This is a genomic window from Pseudomonas algeriensis, assembly GCF_048847255.1.
In the GTDB taxonomy this organism is placed as follows: Bacteria; Pseudomonadota; Gammaproteobacteria; order Pseudomonadales; family Pseudomonadaceae; genus Aquipseudomonas.
The window spans coordinates 98,044-124,680 of the sequence record NZ_JBKKRK010000004.1 but is presented as its reverse complement, the minus strand read 5'-3'; the positions used below and the strand labels follow the sequence as shown (position 1 = coordinate 124,680).

General features: G+C 61.1%; 24 protein-coding genes. 13 read left to right on the top strand and 11 right to left on the bottom strand.

Annotated elements, in window-relative coordinates; translation table 11 throughout:
- Position 1 precedes the first annotated feature (1 nt).
- Positions 2-1,102 (top strand): glycine-betaine demethylase subunit GbcB, encoded by a 1,101-nt coding sequence (gbcB, locus tag ACLK1G_RS07955; protein ID WP_420764940.1) that lies wholly within the window; start codon positions 2-4, stop codon positions 1,100-1,102.
- 180 nt (positions 1,103-1,282) lie between these two features.
- On the opposite strand, the gene ACLK1G_RS07950 is transcribed toward gbcB, so the two are convergent.
- On the bottom strand, positions 1,283-2,323 hold the full coding sequence (locus ACLK1G_RS07950) for a threonine aldolase family protein (RefSeq protein ID WP_420764939.1): 1,041 nt from the start codon (positions 2,321-2,323) through the stop codon (positions 1,283-1,285).
- 193 nt (positions 2,324-2,516) lie between these two features.
- On the opposite strand from ACLK1G_RS07950, the gene ACLK1G_RS07945 reads away from it, so the two are divergent.
- The 8 genes from ACLK1G_RS07945 (at position 2,517) to fdhA (ending at position 12,577) form a co-directional block, all read left to right on the top strand.
- Entirely contained in the window at positions 2,517-3,227 is a 711-nt protein-coding gene (locus ACLK1G_RS07945; protein ID WP_420764938.1) for a TraX family protein, read from the top strand.
- 191 nt (positions 3,228-3,418) lie between these two features.
- Positions 3,419-4,672, top strand: a complete 1,254-nt coding sequence (glyA, locus tag ACLK1G_RS07940) for a serine hydroxymethyltransferase (RefSeq protein WP_420764937.1) — start codon at positions 3,419-3,421, stop codon at positions 4,670-4,672.
- A gap of 22 nt (positions 4,673-4,694) precedes the next feature.
- The gene (locus ACLK1G_RS07935) at positions 4,695-5,945 is read left to right on the top strand and encodes a sarcosine oxidase subunit beta (protein ID WP_030139293.1); all 1,251 of its coding nucleotides are present in this window, start codon (positions 4,695-4,697) and stop codon (positions 5,943-5,945) included.
- A gap of 14 nt (positions 5,946-5,959) precedes the next feature.
- Positions 5,960-6,289: a sarcosine oxidase subunit delta gene (locus ACLK1G_RS07930; RefSeq protein WP_420764936.1), complete on the top strand. Its 330-nt coding sequence runs from the start codon at positions 5,960-5,962 to the stop codon at positions 6,287-6,289.
- The gene (locus ACLK1G_RS07925; RefSeq protein ID WP_420764935.1) at positions 6,286-9,303 is read left to right on the top strand and encodes a sarcosine oxidase subunit alpha; all 3,018 of its coding nucleotides are present in this window, start codon (positions 6,286-6,288) and stop codon (positions 9,301-9,303) included. Before ACLK1G_RS07930 ends, ACLK1G_RS07925 begins: the two co-directional genes overlap by 4 nt.
- A 146-nt stretch (positions 9,304-9,449) precedes the next feature.
- Positions 9,450-10,082, top strand: coding sequence for a sarcosine oxidase subunit gamma (locus ACLK1G_RS07920; protein ID WP_420764934.1), 633 nt, complete (start codon positions 9,450-9,452; stop codon positions 10,080-10,082).
- A gap of 210 nt (positions 10,083-10,292) precedes the next feature.
- A complete protein-coding gene (purU, locus tag ACLK1G_RS07915; RefSeq protein WP_420764933.1) occupies positions 10,293-11,150 on the top strand; it encodes a formyltetrahydrofolate deformylase in 858 nt (285 codons plus the stop codon).
- Positions 11,151-11,377: 227 nt separating this feature from the next.
- Entirely contained in the window at positions 11,378-12,577 is a 1,200-nt protein-coding gene (gene fdhA / locus ACLK1G_RS07910; RefSeq protein WP_420764932.1) for a formaldehyde dehydrogenase, glutathione-independent, read from the top strand.
- Positions 12,578-12,622: 45 nt separating this feature from the next.
- Here the strand turns inward: fdhA and ACLK1G_RS07905 are convergent, their stop codons facing one another.
- The 4 genes from ACLK1G_RS07905 to yihG form a co-directional block, all read right to left on the bottom strand.
- Positions 12,623-13,198 carry a hypothetical protein gene (locus ACLK1G_RS07905; RefSeq protein ID WP_420764931.1) on the bottom strand — a complete coding sequence of 192 codons (576 nt, stop codon included), beginning with the start codon at positions 13,196-13,198 and terminating at the stop codon, positions 12,623-12,625.
- 98 nt (positions 13,199-13,296) lie between these two features.
- Complete coding sequence (locus ACLK1G_RS07900; RefSeq protein ID WP_420764930.1) at positions 13,297-13,725, bottom strand: DUF3757 domain-containing protein; 429 nt, start codon at positions 13,723-13,725, stop codon at positions 13,297-13,299.
- 442 nt (positions 13,726-14,167) lie between these two features.
- Positions 14,168-14,410 (bottom strand): hypothetical protein, encoded by a 243-nt coding sequence (locus ACLK1G_RS07895; RefSeq protein WP_420764929.1) that lies wholly within the window; start codon positions 14,408-14,410, stop codon positions 14,168-14,170.
- A gap of 154 nt (positions 14,411-14,564) precedes the next feature.
- Positions 14,565-15,458 carry a 1-acylglycerol-3-phosphate O-acyltransferase, YihG family gene (yihG, locus tag ACLK1G_RS07890; protein WP_420764928.1) on the bottom strand — a complete coding sequence of 298 codons (894 nt, stop codon included), beginning with the start codon at positions 15,456-15,458 and terminating at the stop codon, positions 14,565-14,567.
- A 189-nt stretch (positions 15,459-15,647) separates the two neighbouring features.
- Between yihG and rloA2 the strand changes: the two genes are divergently transcribed.
- The 4 genes from rloA2 (at position 15,648) to creD (ending at position 19,928) form a co-directional block, all read left to right on the top strand.
- A complete protein-coding gene (gene rloA2, locus ACLK1G_RS07885) occupies positions 15,648-16,154 on the top strand; it encodes a retropepsin-like aspartic peptidase RloA2 (RefSeq protein ID WP_420764927.1) in 507 nt (168 codons plus the stop codon).
- Between the two features lie 69 nt (positions 16,155-16,223).
- Positions 16,224-16,904 (top strand): two-component system response regulator CreB, encoded by a 681-nt coding sequence (creB, locus tag ACLK1G_RS07880; RefSeq protein WP_420764926.1) that lies wholly within the window; start codon positions 16,224-16,226, stop codon positions 16,902-16,904.
- A complete protein-coding gene (gene creC / locus ACLK1G_RS07875; RefSeq protein ID WP_420764925.1) occupies positions 16,904-18,322 on the top strand; it encodes a two-component system sensor histidine kinase CreC in 1,419 nt (472 codons plus the stop codon). The genes creB and creC overlap by 1 nt, the downstream gene beginning before the upstream one ends.
- A 232-nt stretch (positions 18,323-18,554) precedes the next feature.
- Complete coding sequence (gene creD, locus ACLK1G_RS07870; RefSeq protein WP_420764924.1) at positions 18,555-19,928, top strand: cell envelope integrity protein CreD; 1,374 nt, start codon at positions 18,555-18,557, stop codon at positions 19,926-19,928.
- A gap of 179 nt (positions 19,929-20,107) precedes the next feature.
- Here creD and ACLK1G_RS07865 read toward each other — a convergent pair whose 3' ends face one another.
- From ACLK1G_RS07865 to ACLK1G_RS07840, 6 genes are all read right to left on the bottom strand, one after another.
- The gene (locus ACLK1G_RS07865; RefSeq protein WP_420764923.1) at positions 20,108-20,737 is read right to left on the bottom strand and encodes a glutathione S-transferase; all 630 of its coding nucleotides are present in this window, start codon (positions 20,735-20,737) and stop codon (positions 20,108-20,110) included.
- 99 nt (positions 20,738-20,836) lie between these two features.
- A complete protein-coding gene (locus ACLK1G_RS07860) occupies positions 20,837-21,016 on the bottom strand; it encodes a hypothetical protein (RefSeq protein WP_420764922.1) in 180 nt (59 codons plus the stop codon).
- On the bottom strand, positions 21,013-22,143 hold the full coding sequence (locus ACLK1G_RS07855; protein ID WP_420764921.1) for a PepSY-associated TM helix domain-containing protein: 1,131 nt from the start codon (positions 22,141-22,143) through the stop codon (positions 21,013-21,015). Before ACLK1G_RS07855 ends, ACLK1G_RS07860 begins: the two co-directional genes overlap by 4 nt.
- A 247-nt stretch (positions 22,144-22,390) precedes the next feature.
- Complete coding sequence (locus ACLK1G_RS07850; RefSeq protein WP_420764920.1) at positions 22,391-24,817, bottom strand: TonB-dependent siderophore receptor; 2,427 nt, start codon at positions 24,815-24,817, stop codon at positions 22,391-22,393.
- Positions 24,818-25,044: 227 nt separating this feature from the next.
- Positions 25,045-26,025 (bottom strand): FecR domain-containing protein, encoded by a 981-nt coding sequence (locus ACLK1G_RS07845; protein WP_420764919.1) that lies wholly within the window; start codon positions 26,023-26,025, stop codon positions 25,045-25,047.
- Positions 26,022-26,540: an RNA polymerase sigma factor gene (locus tag ACLK1G_RS07840; protein WP_420764918.1), complete on the bottom strand. Its 519-nt coding sequence runs from the start codon at positions 26,538-26,540 to the stop codon at positions 26,022-26,024. Before ACLK1G_RS07840 ends, ACLK1G_RS07845 begins: the two co-directional genes overlap by 4 nt.
- Positions 26,541-26,637: the final 97 nt, after the last annotated feature.

Genomic DNA, 26,637 nt, shown 5'->3' with positions numbered 1-26,637 from the left:
CATGTCCAATAATTTCCTGAACCCGGTCACCACCCAGACCTGGGCCAATGGCCGACATATCGTTCGTTGCGTCAAAGTCATCCAGGAAACCTGGGATGTGCGCACATTCTGTTTCATGGCCGACCAGCCGATCATGTTCTTTTTCAAGCCCGGGCAATTTGTCACCCTGGAGCTGGAAATCGAAGGCCAGCCGATCATGCGTTCCTACACCATTTCCAGTTCGCCGTCGGTGCCCTACAGCTTCTCGGTGACCATCAAGCGCGTGCCGGGGGGCAAGGTTTCCAACTGGCTGCACGATACGCTGCACGAGGGCCAGGAACTGGCGGTGCACGGGCCGGTGGGGCTGTTCAACGCCATTGATTTCCCGAGTCCGAAAGTGCTTTACCTCAGCGGTGGCGTGGGAATTACGCCGTGCATGTCCATGGCGCGTTGGTTCTACGATACCAACGCTAACGTCGACATGACCTTCGTCCACAGCGCTCGCTCGCCCAAGGACATCATCTACCACCGCGAGCTGGAGCACATGGCGTCGCGGATCGACAACTTCAGCTTGCACCTGATCTGCGAAAAACATGGCCTGGGCGAGCCGTGGGCCGGGTACCGCGGATACTTGAATCACAAGATGCTGGAATTGATGGTGCCCGATTTCCTCGAGCGCGAAGTGTTCTGCTGCGGCCCGACGCCGTACATGAGTGCGGTCAAGCGCCTGCTGGAAGCCGCCGGCTATGACATGAAGCGTTATCACGAGGAATCCTTCGGCGCCACGCCACCGGAAGCCCGCGCCGATGCGGTGGAACAGGCCGAACAGGCCGCTGACGCACCGGAAGTTGACCAGGCGGACCTGCACCAGGTGGAATTCGTCGCCTCCGGCAAAAGCATCGGCGTAGCACCGGGCGAAACCGTCCACGCGGCCGCCGCCAAGCTCGGCCTGATGATCCCCAAGGCTTGTGGCATGGGCATCTGCGGCACTTGCAAGGTGTTGAAGCTGGGCGGGGAAGTGGACATGGAGCACAACGGCGGGATCACCGAGGACGACGAGGCCGAGGGTTATATCCTGTCGTGCTGCAGCGTGCCGAAGGGGGATGTGCGGATCGAGTTTTGATCCGTTCTCTCAGGCGCGCGATGAGCTCTTGTGGCGAGGGGATTTATCCCCGTTGGGCTGCGAAGCAGCCCTAAAGCAATCAACTCGATCAATCTGATACATCGCGTCCGCAGATTTCAGGGCCGCTTCGCGGCCCAGCGGGGATAAATCCCCTCGCCACAGGTGAACCTGCAATATTTCCTAGCCCGCCATCACTTCCCGAATATCCGCCGCCAATTCCCGCACCCGCGCCTCTTCTGTATCCCACGAGCACATGAAGCGTGCGCCGCCCTTGCCGATGAAGGTGTAGAAGCGCCAGCCCTTGGCCGTCAGCGCGGCGATAGCCGGCTCCGAGAGTTGCAGGAACACCCCGTTGGCCTGGACCGGGAACATCAGTTCCACGCCCTCGATGTCGCTGACCAGCTCCGCCAGCAATTGCGCGCAGCGGTTGGCGTGGCGGGCGTGCTTGAGCCAGGCGTCGTTTTGCAGCAGGCCGACCCAGGGCGCGGACAGGAAGCGCATTTTCGACGCCAGTTGCCCGGCCTGTTTGCAGCGGTAGTCGAAGTCTTCGGCCAGGTCGTGGTTGAAGAACAGAATTGCTTCGCCCACCGCCATGCCGTTCTTCGTCCCGCCGAAGCACAACACGTCCACGCCGGCCTTCCAGGTCAGGTCGGCCGGGGTGCAGCCGAGGAAGGCGCAGGCGTTGGAGAATCGCGCGCCGTCCATGTGCAGGTTCAGGCCCAGCTCCTTGCAGGTGACGCTGATGGCGCGGATTTCCTCCGGCGTGTAGACACTGCCCACTTCCGTGGCCTGGGTCAGGGTCACGACGCGCGGCTTGGGGTAGTGGATATCCTGGCGCTTGAGGGCGACCTCGCGGATCGAGTCGGGCGTCAGCTTGCCGTTCTCGGTGCGTGCCACCAGCAGCTTGGAGCCGTTGGAGAAGAATTCCGGCGCGCCACATTCGTCGGTCTCGACGTGGGCGGTTTCCGAGCAGATCACGCTGTGATAACTCTGGCACAGTGAGGACAGCGCCAAGGAGTTGGCCGCCGTGCCGTTGAACGCGAAGAACACTTCGCAGTCGGTTTCGAACAAGGCACGGAAATCATCCGCCGCGCGATGGGTCCACTCGTCGTCGCCGTAGGCGCGCTGGTGGCCCTGGTTGGCTTCTTCCATGGCCGCCCAGGCTTCAGGGCAGATGCCGGAATAGTTGTCGCTGGCAAATTGTTGACTCTTGTCGGTCATGGCCGTGCTCCTTGATTAGAGAGTCCTGGGTAAGAGATCCCTGGCGGAATTCCCGGATGGGGGTTCCTTGGTCCGGCGTGCTTGAGTGCGCAACGCCGTGGTCTATGTTGGTGCGCACTTTACCCAAGATTAGCGGGGGAACATACGAGATGTTTCTGTCAGAAAATCACAAAGCCCCAGGGCCGCGACGCACATGAGTCGACGCGACGGCGCCCTGGACCTGCTCAAGTGGCTGGCACTGTTGTCGATGGTCCTCGATCATCTGCGATATGTCGGTTTTTCCGTCGATTGGCTGTATGTGCCGGGGCGGTTGGCGTTTCCGTGGTTCTGCCTGGCGATGGCGGCAAACCTGGCGCGCAGCGGCGGCGCCGCCGGCACCGATGCGTGGCGCTACCTGGGCTGGCTGTTGCTGTTCAGCGCCGTCAGCGAAATTCCCTATCGCTTGTTCATTCCCGCCCCCGCCACCTTGAATGTCATGCCTACGTTGGTGCTTGGGTTATTGGTAGCGCGTTGTTGGCAGACGCCCACCTTGGAAGCGCGATGCCTGGCCGCGATGGCGTTGCTGCTGGCGGCGCTGTTTTCGTCGCGGTTGATGTTTGGCTTCTATGGGGTGCTGCTGCCACTGGCGACATTGCTGGCGTTCAAGCGCTCGCTGTTTCTGGCCTTGCTGCCGGGACTGGTGTGCGTGGCGGCCAATCAATGGCGGGTGCTGTATGGCGCCGCGTGGCTGGGGGATGCGGTGGCGTTGTGGGGGTTGGTGGCTTGCCTGATCGCGCCAGGGCTGGGCCTGGTGCTTTTGCGACACGCGGGTCGTTTTCATCCGGTGCCGATGCGACGTTGGGCCTATCTGCTCTATCCCGCGCACTTTCTGCTGTTGCTCGCGGTTCGCCAAGCCTTTGCATAACCCTTGTTCTCTCACCACAAGGGAAGGTGCTCGATTCCATTTGATCCCATGTCGTAAACGCACCTTTGCGTGGCGTCCATAGGCATTTGACCTGCCTGCGCCGGCCATACCATCGCATCCAAAGGGCACGACCGAAACGGTCCGTGCCTCACCGAGACGAAAGGCGCACCGCCGCCGCTGGGAGAGACGCGATGTTCAGCAAGCAAGACCAAATCCAAGGCTACGATGATGCACTGCTGGCGGCGATGAATGCCGAGGAGCAACGCCAGGAAGACCACATCGAACTGATCGCGTCCGAGAACTACACCAGCAAGCGTGTGATGCAGGCCCAGGGCAGCGGCTTGACCAACAAATACGCCGAAGGCTATCCGGGCAAGCGCTACTACGGTGGCTGCGAGCACGTCGACAAGGTCGAGGCCCTGGCCATCGAGCGCGCCAAGCAGTTGTTCGGCGCCGATTACGCCAACGTCCAGCCCCACTCCGGTTCGTCGGCCAACAGCGCCGTCTACCTGGCCCTGCTGCAAGCCGGTGACACCATCCTGGGCATGAGCCTGGCCCACGGCGGTCACCTGACTCACGGTGCGAAAGTGTCGTCCTCAGGCAAACTCTACAACGCGGTGCAATACGGCATCGACACCACCACCGGCCTGATCGACTACGACGAAGTCGAGCGCCTGGCGGTCGAGTGCAAGCCGAAGATGATCGTTGCCGGTTTCTCTGCCTACTCCAAGACCCTGGATTTTCCACGCTTCCGCCAGATCGCCGACAAGGTCGGTGCGCTGCTGTTCGTCGACATGGCCCACGTCGCTGGCCTGGTTGCCGCCGGCCTGTACCCGAACCCACTGCCGTACGCCGACGTGGTCACCACCACCACCCACAAGACCCTGCGCGGTCCCCGTGGCGGTCTGATCCTGGCCAAGTCCAACGAAGAAATCGAGAAGAAGCTCAACGCCGCGGTATTCCCCGGCGCCCAGGGCGGCCCGCTGATGCACGTGATCGCCGGCAAGGCCGTGTGCTTCAAGGAGGCCCTGGAACCAGGTTTCAAGGCCTATCAACAGCAAGTGATCGAAAACGCCCAGGCCATGGCTGGCGTGTTCATCAAGCGTGGCTACGATGTGGTATCCGGCGGCACCGATAATCACCTGTTCCTGGTCAGCCTGATTCGCCAGGGCCTGACGGGCAAGGACGCCGACGCCGCCCTGGGCCGCGCCCACATCACCGTCAACAAGAACGCCGTGCCGAACGACCCGCAATCGCCGTTCGTGACCTCGGGCCTGCGTATCGGTACCCCGGCGGTGACCACGCGCGGTTTCAAGGTCAGCCAGTGCGTCACGCTGGCCGGTTGGATCTGCGACATCCTCGACAACCTCGGCGATGCCGATGTCGAGGCCAATGTCGCGCAGCAAGTGGCGGCCCTGTGCGCGGACTTCCCGGTTTATCGCTGAGTCGGTTTTGGAGTAAATGACTATGCAACGCTATTCGGGCTTCGGCCTCTTCAAACACTCACTCAGCCACCATGAAAACTGGCAGCGGATGTGGCGCACGCCGACGCCGAAAAAGGTTTATGACGTGGTCATCGTCGGCGGTGGCGGGCATGGCCTGGCGACCGCCTACTACCTGGCCAAGGAGCACGGCATCACCAACGTGGCCGTGGTCGAGAAGGGCTGGCTGGGCGGCGGTAACACCGCGCGCAACACCACCATCGTGCGCTCCAACTACCTGTGGGACGAGTCGGCCCACCTGTACGAACATGCGATGAAACTCTGGGAAGGCCTGTCCCAGGACCTGAACTACAACGTGATGTTTTCCCAGCGTGGCGTCTACAACCTGTGCCATACCCTGCAGGACATCCGTGATTCCGAGCGTCGCGTCAGCGCCAACCGCCTCAACGGCGTGGACGGCGAGCTGCTCAACGCCAAGCAAGTGGCCGACGAAATCCCATACCTGGATTGCTCGAAAAACACCCGCTACCCGGTGATGGGCGCCACCGTCCAGCGTCGCGGCGGCGTGGCCCGTCACGATGCCGTGGCCTGGGGCTTTGCCCGGGCGGCGGACGCGTTGGGCGTGGACCTGATCCAGCAGACCGAAGTGATCGGTTTCCGCAAGGAAAACGGCGTGTGCATCGGCGTTGAAACCAACAAGGGCTTCATTGGCGCCAAGCGTGTCGGCGTGGTGACCGCCGGTAACTCCGGGCACATGGCCAAGCTCGCGGGCTTCCGCCTGCCGGTTGAGTCCCATCCATTGCAAGCGTTGGTATCGGAGCCGATCAAGCCGATCATCGACAGTGTGATCATGTCCAACGCCGTACACGGCTACATCAGCCAGTCCGACAAGGGCGACCTGGTGATCGGCGCCGGTATCGACGGCTACAACGGCTACGGCCAGCGTGGTTCGTACCCGGTGATCGAGCACACCATCCAGGCCATCGTCGAAATGTTCCCGGTGCTCTCGCGGGTGCGCATGAACCGCCAGTGGGGCGGCATCGTCGACACCACCCCGGACGCCTGCCCGATCATCTCCAAGACCCCGGTGCCGAACATGTTCTTCAACTGCGGTTGGGGCACCGGTGGTTTCAAGGCCACACCTGGCTCGGGCAACGTGTTTGCCGCAAGCCTGGCCAAGGGTGAAATGCACCCGCTGGCCGCGCCGTTTTCCATCGACCGTTTCCACAACGGCGCACTCATTGACGAACACGGCGCTGCTGCCGTCGCCCACTAACAGGAGAAATCCCCATGTTGCACATCTTCTGTCCTCACTGCGGCGAACTGCGCTCCGAAGAGGAATTCCATGCATCCGGCCAGGCGCATATCCCGCGTCCACTGGAGCCGAACGCCTGCACCGACGAGGAGTGGGGCGACTACATGTTCTTCCGCGACAACCCTCGCGGCCTGCATCACGAGTTGTGGATCCATGCCGCCGGTTGCCGCCAGTACTTCAACGCGACCCGGGACACCGTGACCTACGAAATTCTCGAAACCTACAAGATCGGTCAAAAGCCGCAATTCACCGACAAGGCTGACAGTCCGAAAGCGGCCGCGCAGGCTCTGGGAGAGAAGGTATGAGCCAGATCAATCGCCTGTCCAACGGCGGACGGATCGACCGTAACAAAGTGCTGAGCTTCACCTTCAACGGCCAGACCTACAAAGGCTTCGAGGGCGACTCCCTGGCCGCCGCGCTGCTGGCCAACGGTGTCGACATCATCGGTCGCAGCTTCAAGTATTCCCGTCCGCGCGGCATTTTCGCCGCCGGCGCCGAAGAGCCGAACGCGGTGCTGCAGATCGGTGCCACCGAAGCCACCCAGATTCCGAACGTACGGGCCACGCAACAAGCGCTGTACCAAGGCCTGGTCGCCACCAGCACCAACGGCTGGCCGAACGTGAACAACGACATGATGGGGATTCTCGGCAAGGTCGGCGGCAAGCTGATGCCGCCGGGCTTCTACTACAAAACCTTCATGTACCCGCAATCGTTCTGGATGACCTACGAAAAGTACATCCGCAAGGCCGCAGGGTTGGGTCGCTCGCCGACCGAGAACGATCCGGACACCTACGACTACATGAACCGTCACTGCGACGTGTTGATCGTCGGCGCCGGCCCTGCTGGTCTGGCCGCCGCACTGGCCGCGGCCCGCAGCGGTGCGCGCGTGATCCTGGCTGACGAGCAGGAAGAGTTCGGTGGCAGCCTGCTCGATTCCCGCGAGAGTCTGGACGGCAAGCCGGCGACCGAGTGGGTCGCTGCCGCGGTGGCTGAACTGCGCTCGATGCCGGAAGTGGTGTTGCTGCCTCGCGCCACGGTGAACGGCTACCACGACCATAACTTCCTGACCATCCATGAGCGCCTCACCGATCACCTGGGTGATCGCGCTCCGATCGGCCAGGTTCGCCAGCGCATCAACCGGGTCCGCGCCAAGCGCGTGGTGCTGGCGACCGGCGCCTGCGAGCGGCCATTGGTCTACGGCAACAACGATGTGCCGGGCAACATGCTGGCTGGCGCGGTTTCTACTTACATCCGCCGCTACGGCGTGGCGCCGGGCAAGAAACTGGTCCTGAGCACCAACAATGACCACGCCTATCGCGTGGCCCTGGACTGGTTCGACGCCGGCCTGCAAGTGGTGGCCGTGGCCGATGCCCGCAGCAACCCACGTGGCGCACTGGTGGAAGAAGCCCGCGCCAAGGGCATCCGCATTCTTACCGGCAGCGCCGTGATCGAGGCCCGTGGCAGCAAGCGCGTCACCGGGGCACGGGTTGCCGCGATCGATGTGCGCGCCCATACAGTCACCAGCCCCGGCGAATGGCTGGACTGCGACCTGGTGGCGAGCTCCGGCGGCTACAGCCCGGTGGTCCACCTGGCTTCGCACCTGGGCGGCAAGCCGATCTGGCGTGAAGACATCCTCGGTTTCGTACCGGGCGAAGCTCCGCAGAAACGGGTGTGCGTCGGCGGTGTAAATGGTGTGTACAGCCTCGGCGATAGCTTGGCCGACGGTTTCGAAGGCGGCGTGCGCGCGGCCAGCGAAGCGGGTTTCAAGGCAGTGGAGGGCGTGTTGCCCAAAGCCCTGAGCCGTCACGAAGAACCGACCTTGGCGCTGTTCCAGGTGCCCCACGAAAAAACCACCGCTCGGGCGCCGAAGCAATTCGTCGACCTGCAAAACGACGTCACCGCCGCCGCCATCGAACTCGCCACCCGCGAAGGCTTCGAGTCGGTGGAACACGTCAAGCGTTACACCGCCCTGGGCTTCGGCACTGACCAAGGCAAGCTGGGCAACGTCAACGGCCTGGCCATCGCGGCCCGTTCGCTGAACGTGAGCATCCCGCAGATGGGCACCACCATGTTCCGTCCGAACTACACGCCGGTGACTTTCGGCGCGGTGGCCGGCCGTCACTGCGGGCACATTTTCGAGCCGGTGCGCTTCACCGCGCTGCATGCCTGGCATGTAAAAAACGGTGCCGAGTTCGAAGACGTCGGCCAATGGAAGCGCCCTTGGTACTTCCCGAAGAACGGCGAAGACATGCACGCCGCAGTCAAGCGCGAATGCAAGGCCGTGCGCGACAGCGTCGGCCTGCTGGACGCCTCGACCCTGGGCAAGATCGATATCCAGGGCCCGGATGCCCGTGAGTTCCTCAACCGCATCTACACCAATGCCTGGACCAAGCTCGACGTGGGCAAGGCCCGCTACGGCCTGATGTGCAAGGAAGACGGCATGGTCTTCGACGACGGCGTGACAGCCTGTCTGGCGGACAACCATTTCCTGATGACCACCACCACTGGCGGCGCGGCTCGTGTGCTGCAATGGCTGGAGATCTACCAGCAGACCGAATGGCCGGACTTGAAGGTGTACTTCACCTCGGTCACCGACCACTGGGCAACCATGACCCTGTCGGGGCCCAACAGCCGCAAGCTGCTGAGCGAAGTCACCGACATCGACCTGGACAAGGACGGCTTCCCGTTCATGACCTGGAAGGAAGGCCTGGTGGGCGGCGTGCCGGCGCGGGTGTTCCGTATCTCGTTCACCGGTGAGCTGTCATACGAGATCAACGTGCAGGCCGACTACGCCATGGGTGTGCTCGAGCAGATCGTCGAGGCCGGCAAGAAATACAACCTGACCCCGTACGGCACCGAGACCATGCACGTCTTGCGGGCTGAGAAAGGCTTCATCATCGTCGGTCAGGACACCGACGGTTCGATGACCCCGGACGACCTGAACATGGGCTGGTGCGTCGGCCGCACCAAGCCGTTCTCTTGGATCGGCTGGCGCGGGATGAATCGCGAAGATTGCGTGCGCGAAAATCGCAAGCAACTGGTGGGGCTCAAGCCGATCGACCCGAATGTCTGGCTGCCGGAAGGCGCCCAGCTGGTGTTCAACCCCAAGCAGGCGATCCCGATGTCGATGGTCGGCCACGTCACCTCCAGCTATGCGCATAACTCTCTGGGTTATTCGTTTGCGATGGGTGTGGTCAAGGGTGGCTTGAAGCGCCTGGGCGAGCGGGTGTTCGCGCCATTGGCCGACGGCCGGGTGATCGAGGCAGAGATCGTTTCTTCGGTGTTCTTCGATCCGAAGGGGGATCGGCAGAACATCTGATTGGCTTGAGATCCTGTGGGGCGCAATCGCGAGCAAGCTCGCTCCCACAGTTGACCGCGTAACCCTTGTGGGAGCGAGCTTGCTCGCGATGACGGCCTGAAGGTCGCCACAAGGTTGGCTCAATAGTATTCAGACAGGTGCTCCATATGACCGCAGTCAACGTGTACCAACAACGCCCAACCACCGGGGCCAAGGCCGAGTCGTCGCTGCACCATGCCGACCTCGCAAGCCAGGTGGGCAAGGGTCGCAAGAACGCCGGCGTGACCGTGCGCGAGAAAAAACTCCTGGGCCACCTGACCATCCGTGGCGACGGCCATGACCCAGCGTTCGCCGCTGGCGTGCACAAGGCCCTGGGCCTGGAATTGCCGGCCGCGCTGACCGTCGTCATCAAGGGCGAAACCAGCCTGCAATGGCTCGGCCCGGATGAATGGCTGCTGGTGGTGCCCACCGGCGAGGAGTTCGCCGCCGAGCAAAAGCTGCGTGAAGCCCTCGGCGACCTGCACATCCAGATCGTCAATGTCAGCGGCGGCCAGCAGATCCTCGAACTGTCCGGCCCGAACGTGCGCGACGTGCTGATGAAATCCACCAGCTACGATGTACACCCAAGCAATTTCCCGGTGGGCAAAGCCGTGGGCACGGTGTTCGCCAAGTCGCAACTGGTGATCCGCCATACGGCTGAAGACACCTGGGAACTGGTGATCCGCCGCAGCTTCTCCGACTACTGGTGGCTGTGGTTGCAGGATGCCGCGGCGGAGTATGGGTTGAGCGTGCAGGCCTGATACACAGAGGCTAAAGCTGAACACTGTTGTGGCGAGGGGATTCATCCCCGCTGGGCTGCGAAGCAGCCCCAAAAGCTTGATGTGATCAACCTGACACTCTGAAGTAGCAGGTCTAGGGGCTGCTCCGCAGCCCAGCGGGGATAAATCCCCTCGCCACAGGGGTTCTGTGCTTAGCGGGGGATTTGTCCATAACAAACAGGAGTCACCGCAATGAGCCGCGCCCCAGACACATGGATCCTGACTGCCGATTGCCCCAGCGTGCTCGGCACGGTGGACGCGGTGACCCGCTTTCTGTTCGAGCAGGGCTGCTACGTCACCGAACACCACTCGTTCGACGACCGACTCTCGGCGCGCTTCTTCATTCGCGTGGAGTTTCGCCAACCTGACGGTTTCGATGAGCAGAGTTTCCGCGCCGGCCTGGCCGAGCGTGCCGAAGCCTTTGGCATGGTCTTCGAACTGACCCCGCCCAACTATCGACCCAAAGTGGTGATCATGGTCTCCAAGGCCGATCACTGCCTCAACGACTTGCTCTACCGCCAGCGCATCGGCCAGTTGTCGATGGACGTAGTGGCCGTGGTGTCCAACCACCCAGACCTCAAGCCGTTGGCCGACTGGCACCAGATTCCCTACTACCATTTCCCCCTTGACCCGAACGACAAACCGGCCCAGGAGCGGCAGGTGTGGCAGGTGATCGAAGACACCGGCGCCGAACTGGTGATCCTCGCCCGCTACATGCAAGTGCTGTCGCCAGAGTTGTGCCGCAAGCTTGATGGCAAGGCGATCAACATCCATCACTCGTTGCTGCCGGGGTTCAAGGGTGCCAAGCCGTATCACCAGGCCTACAACAAAGGCGTGAAGCTGGTGGGCGCCACGGCGCATTACATCAACAACGATCTGGACGAAGGGCCGATCATTGCCCAAGGCGTGGAAGTGGTAGACCACAGCCACTACCCCGAAGATTTGATTGCCAAGGGCAGGGATATCGAAGGGCTCACCTTGGCCCGGGCGGTGGGGTATCACATTGAGCGAAGGGTGTTCTTGAACGCCAATCGCACGGTTGTTCTTTAGATCTTTTTGGGCCGCTTCGCAACCCATTCGCGAGCAGGCTCGCTCCCACAGGATCCGTGTCGTTCTACAGATCCTGCTGACACCCACGATCCACTGTGGGAGCGAGCCTGCTCGCGAAGAGGCCCTTACAGACAACACAGAAACAAGCCACAAGCACCAACCCGAGCAATCAACGCGCTGCCTGCCTGGGCAGCGCAGTTTCATAAAAACAACAGCGAGGTGAAAGCATGTCCGGTAATCGTGGTGTCGTGTATCTCGGCAACGGCAAGGTCGAAGTACAGAAAATCGACTATCCAAAAATGCAGGACCCGCGCGGCAGGAAGATCGAGCACGGCGTCATCCTGCGCGTAGTCTCCACCAACATCTGCGGCTCCGACCAACATATGGTGCGCGGTCGTACCACCGCCCAGACCGGACTGGTCCTGGGCCATGAGATCACCGGTGAAGTGATCGAGAAGGGCAGCGACGTCGAGAACCTGAAAATCGGCGACCTGGTATCGGTACCGTTCAACGTGGCTTGCGGGCGCTGCCGTTCCTGCAAGGAAATGCACACCGGCGTCTGCCTGTCCGTCAACCCGGCCCGTGCCGGCGGTGCCTACGGTTACGTCGACATGGGCGACTGGACCGGCGGCCAAGCCGAATACGTGCTGGTGCCGTACGCCGATTTCAACCTGCTGAAGCTGCCGGATCGTGACAAGGCCATGGAGAAAATCCGTGACCTGACCTGCCTGTCCGACATCCTGCCCACCGGCTACCACGGCGCCGTCACCGCCGGCGTTGGCCCGGGCAGCACCGTCTACATCGCCGGTGCCGGTCCGGTTGGCCTGGCGGCCGCTGCGTCCGCTCGCCTGTTGGGCGCGGCCGTGGTCATCATCGGCGACGTGAATCCGGTCCGCCTGGCCCACGCCAAGGCCCAGGGCTTCGAAATTGCCGACCTGTCCCAGGACACTCCGCTGCATGAGCAGATCGCCGCGCTGCTGGGCGAGCCTGAAGTCGACTGCGCGGTCGACGCTGTAGGCTTCGAAGCTCGCGGCCATGGCCATGACGGCGTCAAGCACGAAGCCCCGGCCACTGTGCTCAACTCATTGATGGGCGTGGTCCGCGTCGCTGGCAAGATCGGCATCCCCGGCCTGTACGTCACCGAAGACCCGGGCGCGGTCGATGCCGCAGCGAAAATGGGCAGCCTGAGCATCCGCTTCGGCTTGGGCTGGGCTAAATCCCACAGCTTCCATACCGGCCAGACTCCGGTGATGAAATACAATCGCCAACTGATGCAGGCGATCATGTGGGACCGTATCAACATTGCCGAAATCGTGGGTGTGCAGGTCATCAGCCTGGACGACGCGCCGAAGGGGTATGGCGAGTTCGATGCGGGCGTGCCGAAGAAGTTTGTGATCGATCCGCACAAGTTGTTCAGCGCGGCGTAAGGTTGTAGGCAAGACGGAAAAAGGGCGGCAGTGATGTCGCCCTTTTTATTCAGGACCCTGCGGTGGCAGGACCCGTTCGCAGAATTCGGGATAAAACCCCCGGGCACTGGGGCCACGGCAATAATCCTGGGCCCGGGTCAAGGCCTCGCGACTGAACACCATGCTTCGCGGCATGCTGGCAAAGGTCACGTAGCCGCCCTGTTGCGTCTTGATTGCGTCAAAACCCGGCATGTCGTAAACCAGTTCCACATCATCATCGACAAGCATCCGCGCCTTGATCGTGACGTGTGTGTATTGCTTGGCGCCGGGCGCGTAGTTGAGTGCGGCCAGGCCATGCCCAACCACGCGCAACATGTGCTCCACCCATGGTTCTGACGCCTGCGTGGCAGCGTCTGGACGGTAGAAGACGGTCAAGGATTGCTGGTTGCGGATGACTTCGGTAAGGGCCGGGTCCGAGCGTTTGATGCGATGTTCAACCGTCAGCCATGCCTTCTGCTCGTCACTGAGGTTGTCGGCAAGATCCGGATTCAAAGGGCCACGCTGGCATTCATTGACGCCCAGGACAATCAGCATGCCGGTCAGGATGACGGCGAGGGTGGCGCCACCGATTTGTACATTCATGAGCATGCTCTGGTAAGAAGATGCCGCACTTTACGGTAACCCCAGCGGGAATGGCAGAGCAGGTTTGGAGTAGCGAAACTCGGACTACGTACCTGACCTTAATCAAAGCTGACTTGAAAATAATCGGCATTGATGAGTTGGCACTCGTTAACATCCTGGCTTTTACAGTTATTGTTTATCCACGGCGAAAAGGTGGGTTCTTGGACGTGCGGATATTGCATGACCAGATTCATATCGCCATATCGGCATGTGATGGTGGTACGAATGGCAAGTTCTTCTTCGTCCTCGCTCTCTTCGTGCTGTACATACTCCGCGCCTTCAAATAACAGTTTTCTCGGGTTGACCAAATCCACGAGGTTTTCGCTCCGCCATTCGAACTCATCGTGCCCTTCGACAAAATAAACATCTTCTACCGCCTCGATGTTTCTGTGTATGTCCGTGGCCGCGGGGCAGGTTATTTCGCCAGCGTTAACCTGGCCAATAACCCCTAGCAATACCCCCACGCCGCCGGCTCGTATCTTAAACATGTCGCGCCTCCTGGCTCGGCCCATGGCTATTCTTACGGCTGTTTCCAGGTCGGGCTACTGTCAGAGTTGACAGTCCTTTATGTCAATCCGCAATTATGTATAGATATATATCGGCTCACTGCTCTAGTGTGAGATAAATACAAAAGAAATTGGAAGTTTCGGAGTTTGCTGTAGGAAGTTTCTCTGTTATGTAGAAACTTGTGAGCGATAGAAAAGCTATTCTTCAGCGGCGGCCAGCCTGGCTTTCCCGCAGTGCGGCTGGCGCAGGTGTTTGATGAAGGTGGCGACCTCGAAAATCCGCCACGGACTCATCAAAATCTGAGACTGAAATAATCGCTGCTGTTCCGAAATTGGCAAGCACGGGTGCCGAGGCTTGTGCAATGACCGTTCAATCCCGGTGTAAGGTAATCAAAGGTAAGTTTCGTCTCGCAGTGCTGGTAGATCACGCTGACCTGTTGATATTCGTCTGGTTCTGGATCGCGAATTCCGCTTCGTCAAATTGTAGTGACGCAGGGTTGAGCTCTTGCACGATGGTTTGGCTCTGCCAGTCAGGAGCATCCTGGATATTGACAGTTGCAGTGTCGTCCTGGGGTTGTGTCAAGGCCGGACAAGAAGCTTCTCCAGCCTGAACATGGCCGATTATCAGCAGCATCATTCCCGCGCCGCCTCCAATGAAATATCGCATGTGCATGTCTCCAATTTAATTCTCGGCGACATCGTTACGGCTGTGTCCGGTGAGGGCTACTGTCAACCCTGACAGTTTTTTATCTCGATTTGGAACTACCCATGGCGTGATCTGATTTTTTCGCGATAAACCTCAATTCTCAGCTTAGAAGGTGTTACCCAAGCCGGCCTTCGCTGCGCAGCGCAGCAATACGCCGATCTTTTTCGGCCCACAGCAAGTTGACCCAGTCCTGGACGTGCTGGCGAAACACGGGGTCGTTCTCGTAATCGCCCTGCCATAGCGTCGGGTCCAGTTCGCGGGTCTGGATGTCGATGATGACCTTGGGCACCGCCCCGCTGATCAAGTCCCAAAAACCTGGAATCCGCTCTTGCGCGTAGACCACTGTTACGTCCAGCACCGCGTCCAGTTGCTCGCCCATCGCCGCCAGCACGAATGCCACCCCGCCGGCCTTGGGCTTGAGCAGGTGAGCGAAGGGCGATTGCTGCGCCTGGCTTTTGGCCGTTGTGTAACGCGTGCCTTCAAGGTAGTTCACCACAGTGACCGGTTGGCGCTTGAACAGCTCACAGGCGGCCTTGGTGATTTCCAGATCGCGACCAGCCAGTTCCGGGTTCTTCGCCAGGAAGGCCTTGGTGTAGCGTTTCATGAAGGGGTAATCCAGCGCCCACCAGGCCAAGCCAAGGAAGGGCACCCAGATCAGTTCCTTCTTGAGGAAAAACTTGAAAAAAGGCGTGCGCCGGTTGAGGGCCTGGACCAGAGCGGGGATGTCCACCCAGGATTGGTGGTTGCTGATCACCAGGTAGGAGGTGTCGCCGCGCAGGCCTTCGCCACCGCGAATGTCCCAGCGAGTGGGGATGCACAGGGCAAAGATCAGTTTGTCGATTTCGGCCCAGGTCTCGGCGATCCACATGACCGCCAACGAGGCGTAGTCGCGAAAACGCCCGGGCAGGACCAGTTTCAAGAGCGCAAACACCATGAGCGGTCCGAACAGCACCAAGGTGTTGAGCAGCAGCAACAGGGTGACGAGACAGCCGGTGAGCAGGCGGCGCATAGATGACTCTTGCAAACGGGTGGGCGGGCCATGATAAGCAGCTTCGAGCGACAGGCCAAATCGCGATGGACGAATGTTTCACCTTTTGATCGATAGGCTGGATGTCCCGTAGCCATCCCTGTCGAAGTCAACCGAACGAATTCACCGACCACGGTCTAAAATCCCACTCCCACAATGGAAGCCTCCTACATGAAATCCGTTCTAGCCCTGCTTTCCCTGGTGGCCCTTCCAGTACTGGCCGCCGAACCCACCTTGTACGGGCGCTATGAATACATAGCGCTGCCGGAAATGGGCGGCGAAGTGCTCAAGGCGAAAATGGACACCGGTGCGCTGACCGCTTCGCTGTCGGCCAAGGACATCGAGACGTTCACCCGTGACGGCGATGATTGGGTACGGTTTCGCCTGGCAACCAAAGACGCGAGCAACAAGATCTACGAGCATAAGATTGCCCGCATCAGCAAGATCAAGACCCGTTCAGAAGAGGACGAGGACGACGATGAAAAGATCGCCCCGAGCAAACGTCCGGTGGTGGAACTGGAAATGTGCCTGGGTAACGTCAAGCGCACCGTCGAGGTCAACCTGACCGACCGCAGTAGCTTCAACTACCCGCTACTGATCGGCGCCAAGGCCTTGCGCGAATTCAAGGCGGCGGTCAACCCGGCACGGCGGTTTACAGCGGATAAACCGGACTGTTGATTTGCGCGATTGACGTGCCCCGAGGCTTGGGGCACCGTTCCGGCAACTTTCCTGTCGGGCTCGGACGCCATGCCTCATATTCTGATTGTCGAAGACGAAGCCGCCATTGCCGATACGCTGGTGTTTGCCCTGCAGGGCGAAGGCTTTGACACCACTTGGCTGAGCCTTGGCGCAGCTGCCCTCGAGCACCAGAAAAACACGCCGGCGGACCTGATCATTCTCGATGTAGGCCTCCCAGATATCAGTGGTTTTGAGACGTGTAAGAATCTCAGACGTTTCAGCGACGTCCCGGTCATCTTTCTTACAGCTCGGGACGGCGAGATTGATCGGGTGGTGGGCTTGGAGATTGGTGCCGACGACTACGTGGTCAAACCCTTCAGCCCTCGGGAAGTGGCCGCCAGGGTCCGCGCCATCCTCAAGCGAGTGGCGCCGCGACCGATCGCCGAAACGGGGACAGCGTTGTTCCAGGTCGACCCTGATCGCGTGCAGATCAACTATCGCGGCAAACCGCTGAACCTCACGCGCCACGAGTTTCGCTTGTTGCACTGTTTGCTGGACCAGCCCGAACGGGTCTTCAGCCGCGAACAGTTGCTCGATGCCCTGGGCGTGGCCAGCGACGCCGGTTACGAGCGCACGATCGACAGTCATATCAAGAGCCTGCGTGCCAAACTGCGCCTGGTCCGGGCCGAGGCCGAGCCGATCCAGACTCATCGGGGGCTCGGCTACAGCTACAGCCCGGGGCACAGCTGATGTCACTGGGCATTCGTATCTTCCTTGCCTATGTGTTGTTTATTGGCTTGGCCGGGTATTTCGTGCTCAACACGGTCATGGAGGAAATCCGCCCCGGTGTGCGCCAGTCCACCGAGGAAACCCTGGTGGACACGGCCAACCTGATGGCTGAGATCCTGCGGGACGATTTCAAGGCCGGAACGCTTAGCCAGAACCGCTGGCCGCAACTGCTCAAATCCTATGGTGAGCGCCAGCCGGCCGCGACAATCTGGGGGCTGCCGAAAAACCAGGTCAGCCACCGCATCTACGTCACCGACGCCAACGGCATCGTGGTGCTCGATTCCAGCGGCGCGGCAGTGGGGCAGGACTATTCGCGCTGGAACGACGTCTACCTGACGCTGCGCGGTCACTATGGCGCCCGTTCGACCCGCAGCGATCCGGATGACCCGGCGTCTTCGGTGATGCATGTCGGGGCGCCGATCCGTGACAACGGCCGGATCATCGGCGTGGTGACGGTGGCCAAGCCCAATAGCTCCTTGCAGCCTTACGTCGACCGCACGGAGCGGCGTTTGCTCGCCTACGGCGCCGGTCTGATCGGCCTTGGCCTGTTGCTCGGCGCCTTGCTGTCGTGGTGGCTCAGCGCGGCATTGCGGCGCTTGACGGCTTATGCCCAGGCGGTCAGCCAGGGCCGTCGGGTGGAGGTGCCGCACTATCGCGGCGGCGAGTTCGAACAATTGGCGGGGGCGGTGGAGCATATGCGCACCCAGCTTGAAGGCAAGGCGTATGTCGAGCGATACGTACATACCCTGACCCATGAGCTCAAGAGTCCGCTGGCGGCGATTCGCGGCGCCGCCGAGCTGCTGCAGAGCGACATGCCGGCCGCCCAGCACCAGCGTTTCGTCAGCAACATCGACAGCGAAAGCGTGCGGATGCAGCAGTTGATCGAGCGTTTGCTCAACCTGGCCCAGGTCGAGCAGCGGCAAGGCCTGGAAGACGTGGTGGCGGTGCCGGTCGCGGCGTTGATGGAGGAGCTGCTGGAAGCACGCGGCGGCTGGATCGAAAACCGGCAGTTGCGCATCGAGCGGCACATGGCGCCTGACCTGACGTTGACGGGGGAGGCGTTCTTGCTGCGCCAGGCTCTGGGCAACCTGCTGGAAAACGCCTTGGACTTCACGCCCGCCGAAGGCCTGCTGCGGATCAGCGCCGAGCGCATCGGCACCTGTGTCGAAATCCGCCTGTTCAACCAGGCTGAACCGATTCCCGACTATGCGCTGCCTCGTTTGAGCGAGCGTTTTTACTCGTTGCCTCGCCCGGGTACTGGTCGCAAGAGCACGGGCCTGGGGCTGAACTTCGTCGAGGAAGTGGTGCAGTTGCATGGCGGGGCGTTCAGTATCGGCAATGTCGAGGGCGGGGTGGAGGTGGTGCTGCGGTTGCCCTGAGACCACGTTCTTGGCAATGAAATACAGTTGTGGCGAGGGAGCTTGCTCCCGCTGGGCTGCGTAGCGGCCCCGTTTGCGACTGCTTCGCAGCCGAGCGGGAGCAAGCTCCCTCGCCACAGGTTTCTCTTTGGGTCGGATAACTTCTACTCTCCACACAATCTCCACATTCCACCCATAAACCTCCCACACAGGCACGCCAGACTCTCCCTCATTCGAACAGGGAGAGCCTCACATGAACCGCAGTCTCGCTATAAAACTGGGCATGATTGCCCTCTTGATCCTCTTGCTGATGATTCCGTTGTTGATGATCAGCGGCCTTATCGATGAGCGCCAAGAGCTGCGCGACGGGGTGCTGCAGGACATCGCCCGCAGTTCCAGTCACAGCCAGCAACTGATCGGGCCGATGATCGTCGTGCCGTTTCGCAAGGACGTGAAAGTCTGGAATACCAACGAAAAGACGGGCGTGCGTTTCCTGGAAACCGTCGAACGAAGTGGTGAGTTGTACTTTTTGCCGGAGCAATTCGAACTCGACGGCCAGGTGCGCACCGAAACCCGCGCCCGGGGTATCTACGAGGCGCGCTTGTTTCACGCTGACAATCGGATCGATGGGCGCTTCAAGGTGCCGGAGCGTTATGGCGTCGCCGCGAAGGATTTCGCCGACTATCGCTTTGACGAGCCGTACCTGAGCGTCGGTATCAGCGACATTCGCGGCATCGAGAATGCCTTGACCCTGACGCTGAACCAGCAAACCGTCGACTTCCTTCCCGGCTCGCGGCTTGGCTGGCTTGGGCAAGGCGTGCATGTACCGCTGCCCATGATCACCGCCCAAGGCAGCCCCGAGCTGACCTTCGGCTTCGACCTGCGCCTGCAAGGTACCGGTGAATTGCAGATCCTGCCGGTGGGCAAGTCCACCAAGGTGCACCTCTCCGCCGACTGGCCGCACCCCAGCTTTATCGGCAACTACCTGCCGGTCGATCGCGAGGTCAACGAGCAGGGCTTCAGTGCCGATTGGCAGACCTCGTTTTTCTCCACCAACCTCTTGGAAACATTGCAGGCATGCGAGCCCAGCGATGGCTGCGAAGCATTCCGCAGCCGTGCATTCGGCGTGAGTTTCGTCGATCCGGTGGACCAATACCTCAAGAGCGATCGGGCGATCAAATACGCGCTGCTGTTCATTGCGTTGACGTTCGCCGGGTTCTTCCTCTTCGAAGTGCTCAAGAGCCTGGCGGTGCACCCGGTCCAATACGCACTGGTGGGCGTGGCCCTGGCCTTCTTCTATCTATTGCTGTTGTCGCTTTCGGAACACATAGGCTTCACCCTGGCGTACCTGGTCTCGGCCAGTGCCTGCGTGGTGTTGATCGGCTTTTATGTCTGCCATGTGCTGCGCAGCGTCAGCCACGGCCTGGGTTTTTCAGCCGGGTTGGCGGGGTTGTACGGTTTGCTCTATGGGTTGCTAAGCGCTGAAGACTACGCGCTGTTGATGGGCTCGCTGCTGCTGTTCGGCCTGCTCGGTGTGTTCATGGTATTGACCCGCAAGCTGGACTGGTACGGCGTGGGCGCGAAGCCTGTTGCGGCGATGAGCTTCGATCTGGGAGAGGTGAAATGAGTCGGTCGCTGGGGTTGCGGGAGGATCAGTGGTTGGGAGAGCTGCTGGTGAAGCGAATTGCTGGGTTGTTTCCGATGGATCCGGTGCGCGGCCTTCGCGAGCAGGCTCGCTCCCACAGGGACCACACGATCAATGGGGGGCGAGCCTGCTGGCGAAAAAGTCGTGATATCCAGTAAAAATTAAACCCTGGGCACCGTCTCGAGCATCGAAGGCCGCAAGCTCACCTCGGCAAACCACGCCGCTAGCTGGGGATTGGACTTGCGCCATTCCAGGTCCGGATGGCGCAGGTCCAGGTAACCCAGGGCGCAGGCGACGCTGATGGAGGCGATGTCGAAATGACAGGCCAGTTCGGCAATCGCCTCGGCTTCGAGCAGGGCCAGGGCGCGGCGAATCTTGTCCCGTTGCGCATCGAGCCATTCGGCCCAGTGTTTTTCCGTGGGGCGCAGCGCGGTCTCGTAGCGGATCATCACCGCCGCGTCCATGATCCCGTCGGCCAGGGAGGCCAAGGTCAAGCGCCGCCAGCGGGCCGCGCCCTCGCGGGGGATCAGCGGGTTGCCGACATGCTGGTGATCGAGGTAATCAAGAATGACGCGGCTGTCGTGGATCACCGTCCCGTTGGCCAGGCGCAAGGCCGGGATCTTGCTCAACGGGTTTTCTTCGATCAGCGCCCGGTCGGGCTTGACCGGCGTGAGTTGACTCAACTGCAACGCCACACGGTCCTGCTGGCCGGTTTCGTGCAGCAGCACCAGCACCTTGCGGACGAAGGGGGACGCGGGGTTGTGGAACAGGGTCATGCTGGGGCTGGACATGCAGAGATCCTCGATGGGGCGGGCTGGGGCTTAGCCTAGACAGTTGCACGGCGGCTGGCGAGTATCGAATGCTCCCACAGGTTTATTGCCGCGCTGGAATTATCGGCGCTTGAACAAACCCCAGGTCCCCAGCACCGTCGGTACGCCCAAGCCCACCCAACTCACCGCATCCCACGCGCCATCGCCCAACAATGCCGAAAACAGCCCCGCCGCGCTCAAAGCGCCGATGACCACGGGGATACCAAACACCTTCCAGAAATTCGACTGCCGAGGCCTCACGCTTCGACCTCCGCGCCGACGATTGCGCGCTTGGCGGTCTTGCGCCGAACCACCCACAGATAAACACCACTGCCCAGGACGATGATGGTCAGGATGTCCAGGGTCGCCCAGAAGATCTGCATTGGCCGGCCACCGTAGTCGCCGAAATGCAAAGGCAGGGACAGGCTCATCATGTCCATGTACCACGGCCGTTCGGCCACGGCGGTGACATCCAGGGTGCTGGCGTCGATCAGTACAGGCGTCAGCAGATGGGAGGTCAGGTGAGTGCTGCCTTTCATGAACACGCTGTAATGGTGCTCGCTGGAAAACAGCGTGCCGGGGAAGGCGATGAAGCTCGGCTCCATGCCGGGAGCGACATCCTTGGCAATGTCCAGCAAGCGGGTTGCCGGGGCCAGCTCGGTCAATGGCGGCGCGTTGCGATAGGGCTCGACCATGGCACTGAGGCTATCGTTGCGCCATGCGGCAATGATCAGGTCGGCGCAGGCGGCGATCACGCCAGTCACGCCGACGGTCAGCGCCCAGACCAGGGTGACCACGCCGATCAGGTTGTGCAGGTCGAGCCAGCGCAGGCGCGTTGATTTGTCCTGGCGCACCGTGGCGAACTTCAAGCGGCGCATGAATGGCAAATACAGCACCACGCCGGAGACGATGGCGATCACGAACAGCAAACCCATGAACGCCAGCAGCAACTTGCCCGGCAAACCGGCGAACATGTCCACGTGCAGGCGCAGCATGACCATCATGAAACCGCCGTTGGCCGAGGGCATCTCCAGGGCTTCGCCCGTGCGTGCATCGAGCATGAACGTGTGGGAGGAGTTGGGTTCGGTGCCCGGCGTCGGCGCCATGATGGTGATGATGCCGTTGGGGTCGTCCTCGTCCCAGCCAAAATACTGGACCACCTCGCCCGGGCGATGGGCCTTGGCTTTTTCCACCAGTTGTTGCAGGTCCAGCGGCGGCGTGCCGGCCGGCATCTCCCGCAGCTCTGGCGCATCGCCCAACAGGTGCTCGATCTCATGATGGAAAATCAACGGCAACCCGGTGATTGCCAACATCAGCAGGAACACCGTGCAGATCAGGCTGGTCCAGGTGTGGACGAAGGACCAGCGGCGGATGGTTTTGCTTTTCATGATCGATCCGAATGCTGAAGGGCGACGATGCTTGAGGTCGTTCAGCCAACCGTGAAACCTACGGGAGCCAGCTTGTGTGGGAGCGAGCTTGCTCGCGAAAGCGAAGTGTCAGTCAAGATCAACGCAGCTGACTCACCGCCATCGCGAGCAAGCTCGCTCCCACAAAGACTCGTCCCACAGGCATTCATCTGACTGATTGAGCTCAGTTGCAGGTGCCCTCAAAGAAGTTTGCGCAAATGCTAACCGTTTACCATTTGTAATTCACGCTGGCGACGACGTTGCGTTGGTCGCCGTAGTAGCAATAGAAACCATCGCAGGTGGACAGGTAGTCCTTGTTGAAAATGTTTTTCGCGTCCACTGCCACCGTGACGCCCTTGAGCGTCTTGTTCAAACGGCCCAGGTCGTAGTGGGCCGAGGCGTCGTACACCGTGTAGGAGCCGACGTGACCCCAATCGGTGTTGGTGGTGTTGCCATAGGTGTCGCCGACATAACGCACGCCAGCCCCCACGCCGAACCCGTCCAGAGGGCCGTTATGCCAGGTGTAGTCGGCCCATGCGGTGGCCTGGTTACGCGGTACCTGGGCCATGCGCTTGCCTTCTTCGGCCGCGGCGCCCTTGGTGATTTCGCTGTCGTTGTAGGTGTAGGAACCGACCAGTTTCAGGTTGTCGGTGACGTCGCCGGACGCTTCCAGTTCCAGGCCACGCACGCGGACCTCGCCCACTTGCCGGGTGATGTTGTTCTCCGTGACGGAGTTGTTTTGCTGAGTCAGGTCGAACACCGCGGCGGTCAACAGGGTTTTGGTACCCGGTGGCTGATATTTGATGCCGACTTCGTACTGCTCGCCTTCAGTTGGTTTGAACGAGTCAGTGCTGTTGACGGCTGAGCCCGCCACGGCCTGGAACGACTGGGCGAAGGAAACGTACGGTGTCACGCCGTTATCGAACACATAGCTCAATGCGGCGTTGCCGCTGAATTTCTTGTCGCGCTGGGTGTTGGTCGCGTCGTTCTGGTTGTGGAAAACGGTGCCGGTGTGAATCCAGTCCTCACGGCCGCCAAGGGTCAGGCGCCAGTTGTCCAGAGCGATCTGGTCTTGGATGTACAGGCCAGTCTGGTGGGTCTTCTGGTTGTAGTCATACATGGTCAAATACTGGACGTTGGAAAAATCCTGTCCGTAGATCGGGTTGTGAATATTACTGTCGGGGACGCCGTTGGTACCCCATAGCCATTTTGAGTTTGCGTTGGAGCGCTGGTGATCCAGGCCCAGCAGTAAGGTGTGGCTCAGCGCCCCAGTCTGGAAGTCGGCCTGGAAATTATTATCAACGGCGAACTGACTGATGTCTTCGTTGACGATACCGGCGCTGCGCTTGACTGTCCCGTCGGGGCTCACTGCCTGATCAGGTGGGAACGTCCCCGCCGAAATTCCCTGAAATTCCAGATCGCTCTTGGTATAGCGCAGATTCTGGCGGAACTGCCAGGTGTCGTTCAGGCGATGCTCGAAGTTGTAGCCCAGCGCATAGTAGGTGCGATCGTAGAACTCCCAGTCCGGATCACCCAGGTTCTTGTGATGGGAAATCTTGCCCGCCGGCGAGGCCAGTTTTGTGCCTTGCAGCGGCAGGAATTGCCCAGTGATACCGGTGTCGTCGCGGGTGTATTGCGACAGGAAGGTCAGGCGAGTGTCGTCGTTGATATTCCACGTCAGGCTTGGAGCAATGTTGTAGCGTTTGTCCGGGATGTGGTCGACCTGGGAGTTGCTGTCGCGCACCGTGCCGCTGAGTCGGTACAGGAACTGGCCTTCGTCATCGACTTTGCCAGTGCTGTCGAAGTTGATCTGCTTGTGCTCGTAGCTGCCGGCCTGCAATTGGACTTCATTGCTGCTTTCAGCCTGTGGGCGGCGGCTGACCATGTCGAGCATGCCGCCGGGGGGCGTCTGGCCGTAGACCGAGGAAGCAGGGCCGCGAAGCACTGCGATGCGCTCAAGGTTCCAGGGTTCGATTTTCGTCGTGATGTAGTTGCCCTTGGGCAGCGGCAGGCCATCGAGGAATTGCGTTGGCACGAAACCGCGCACCAATAGCCAATCGTTACGCGAGTCCGAACCGTAGCCGCTGCTCTGCACGCCGGCGGTGTAGCGCAGCGCGTCATTGAGGTTGAGGACGGAGCGGTCTTCCATCTGCTGGCGCGTGACCACCGAGACCGAGCGTGGCAGCTCGACTATCGGGGTATCGGTCTTGGTGCCGGCGGCGGTGCGGGTCACAGCGTAGCCCTCGCTAGGCCCCCATGCCGTTTCGCTGATTCCCGCGCCGATCACGCTGGTTTCCGGCAGCACCATGACGCCTTCGGGCACGGCCACCAGGCTGTAAGTGCCGGCGCTGCTTTGTTCCAGTTGCAGGCCGGTACCGCGCAAGGCCTCGCGCAAGGCGCCGGTGGCGTCGAATTGGCCCTGGACCGGGGCGGAGGTCTTGCCCGACGCCAATGACGGGTTCAGGCTCAAGGCGAGACCGGCCTGGCTGGCGATCTGATTCAGGGTGCTGGCCAATGGCGCCGCGGGCAGATTGTAGGCACGAACGCCAGATGCCTGTTCGGCGGCGAGCAACGGGCCGCAGGCCAACGGGGTGCTCAAGGCAATGGCAACGGCCAATAGACTGGGGCGCAACAGGGTCTCAAACGGACGGGACATACGGCGGCTCCTGAATGGAAATATTTCTCAATTGCCTGTGTGCCGGATGAAAGTCGAAAAGTGATAGGGCTGGATGAAAATAATTTAGATTCAGATTGCGGCCGGTGGCTTTGTGGTGGGGCGAATGGCCTCATCGCGAGCAAGCTCGCTCCCACATGGGACTGAAGTGCAAACCCCTGTGGGAGCGAGCTTGCTCGCCATGAGGCCATCACTGGCAACAATACGCTTCAGCGCTTGGCTTCAGCCCTAGGCCCCACCACCACCCACCAACGCGTGTGATGCTCGATTTGCACCGGCAAGGTCGGCAGCAGGGCGGTCAGGGCCAGGTCGGTGTCGTGCAGCGGAAAGCTGCCGGTGATGCGCAAGTCCGCCACCTGGGGCTCGACGCCGAGATATCCACGCCGGTAACGCCCCAGCTCCCGGATCAAATCTTCAAGGCGCGCGTTGTCCACCACCAGCATCCCGCGGGTCCAGGCATCGGCCCCCGCGTTCAAGGCCACGGCCGGCCCGAGGCCATCCCGGTGCATCAGCACTTGCTGGCCTTCGCGCAGGATCTGTTCTCCTTCGCTGCGCTGCGGGTGCGCCGCCACCGCCGATTTCAACACACTCAAGCGTGTGCCCTGGTCTTCGAGCTTGACCAGAAAACGCGTGCCCAAGGCGCGCATGCTGCCTTCGCGAGTCTCGACGATGAATGGCCGCGGATCGTTGTGGCCGGTCTCCACGAGAATCTCGCCTTCCTGCAAAACGATAAGCCGCTGCTTGTCGTCGAAACGTACATCCAGCGCACTGTGGGTATTGAGGTTGACCACCGTGCCGTCCGCCAGGCGCAACGTGCGCTGTTCGCCCGTGGCGGTGCGCTGGTCGGCCAGCCAATAATCCAGCGGCAGGTAACGGTCGCCGGCGAACAGCGCCAGGCCGATGACCGCGACGATACTGGCCAGGCCACTGCCAACCTTGCGCACCCGTCGCCGGATGCTGGCCTTCGATTGCAGCAACGCGGCCCGGGCAGGTCCGCTGGCGATGCTCAAGCGTTGGTCAAGCATGCCGAGCTGTTGCCAGGCGCGGGCGTGCTCTTCATCGGCGGCGTGCCATTGAGCGAATGCTTCCCGCTCCTGGGGACTGCCGCAGCCAGAATCCAGGGACAGCTGCCAGGCAATGGCCGCATCGAGAACGCGCGCCGAGACCGGTTTGCCAAGGGCTGCGGTCATGTCGGCTCACCATAAAGCGCGATGTAGCATTGCCGCATGCCTTGGGCCAGGTATTGCCGTACCCGCGGGACCGAAACGCCAAGGCGCTCGGCGATCTCTGCGTGGCCGAGGCCGTCGAGGCGGTTGTAGAGGAATGCCGCCCGGGCCTTGCTGGATAATTTTCCAAGCAGGCGATCGATATTCTTCAGGTCTTCGAGAATCAGTTGTTGCTCTTCCACCGACGGCTGCTCGCCTTTCGGGACCAGCATCAGTTCGGTCAGATAGGCCTGTTCGAGCGCGGCCCTACGGAAGTAGTCGAACAACAGCCCCTTGGCGATCGCCAGCAGGAACGCGCGCGGCTCGCGGGGCGCCTTCAACTCCTCGCGACCCAGCAAGCGCACAAAGGTGTCCTGGCTCAGGTCCTCGGCCCGTTGCGCACAGGCCACGTTGCGTCGCAGCCACGCCAATAGCCAAGCGCGATGGTCGCGGTATAACGCACCAACCAGATCACTATGAGGACTGGGGACTGACGACACAGAGCATCACCGACGTTTTAAGTAACGAGAATTGTTCGCGATTGTGGCAGAGGCGGGGGAGGGAAAGCAATTGGCGCTGGTCGGAGCCCATAACTCA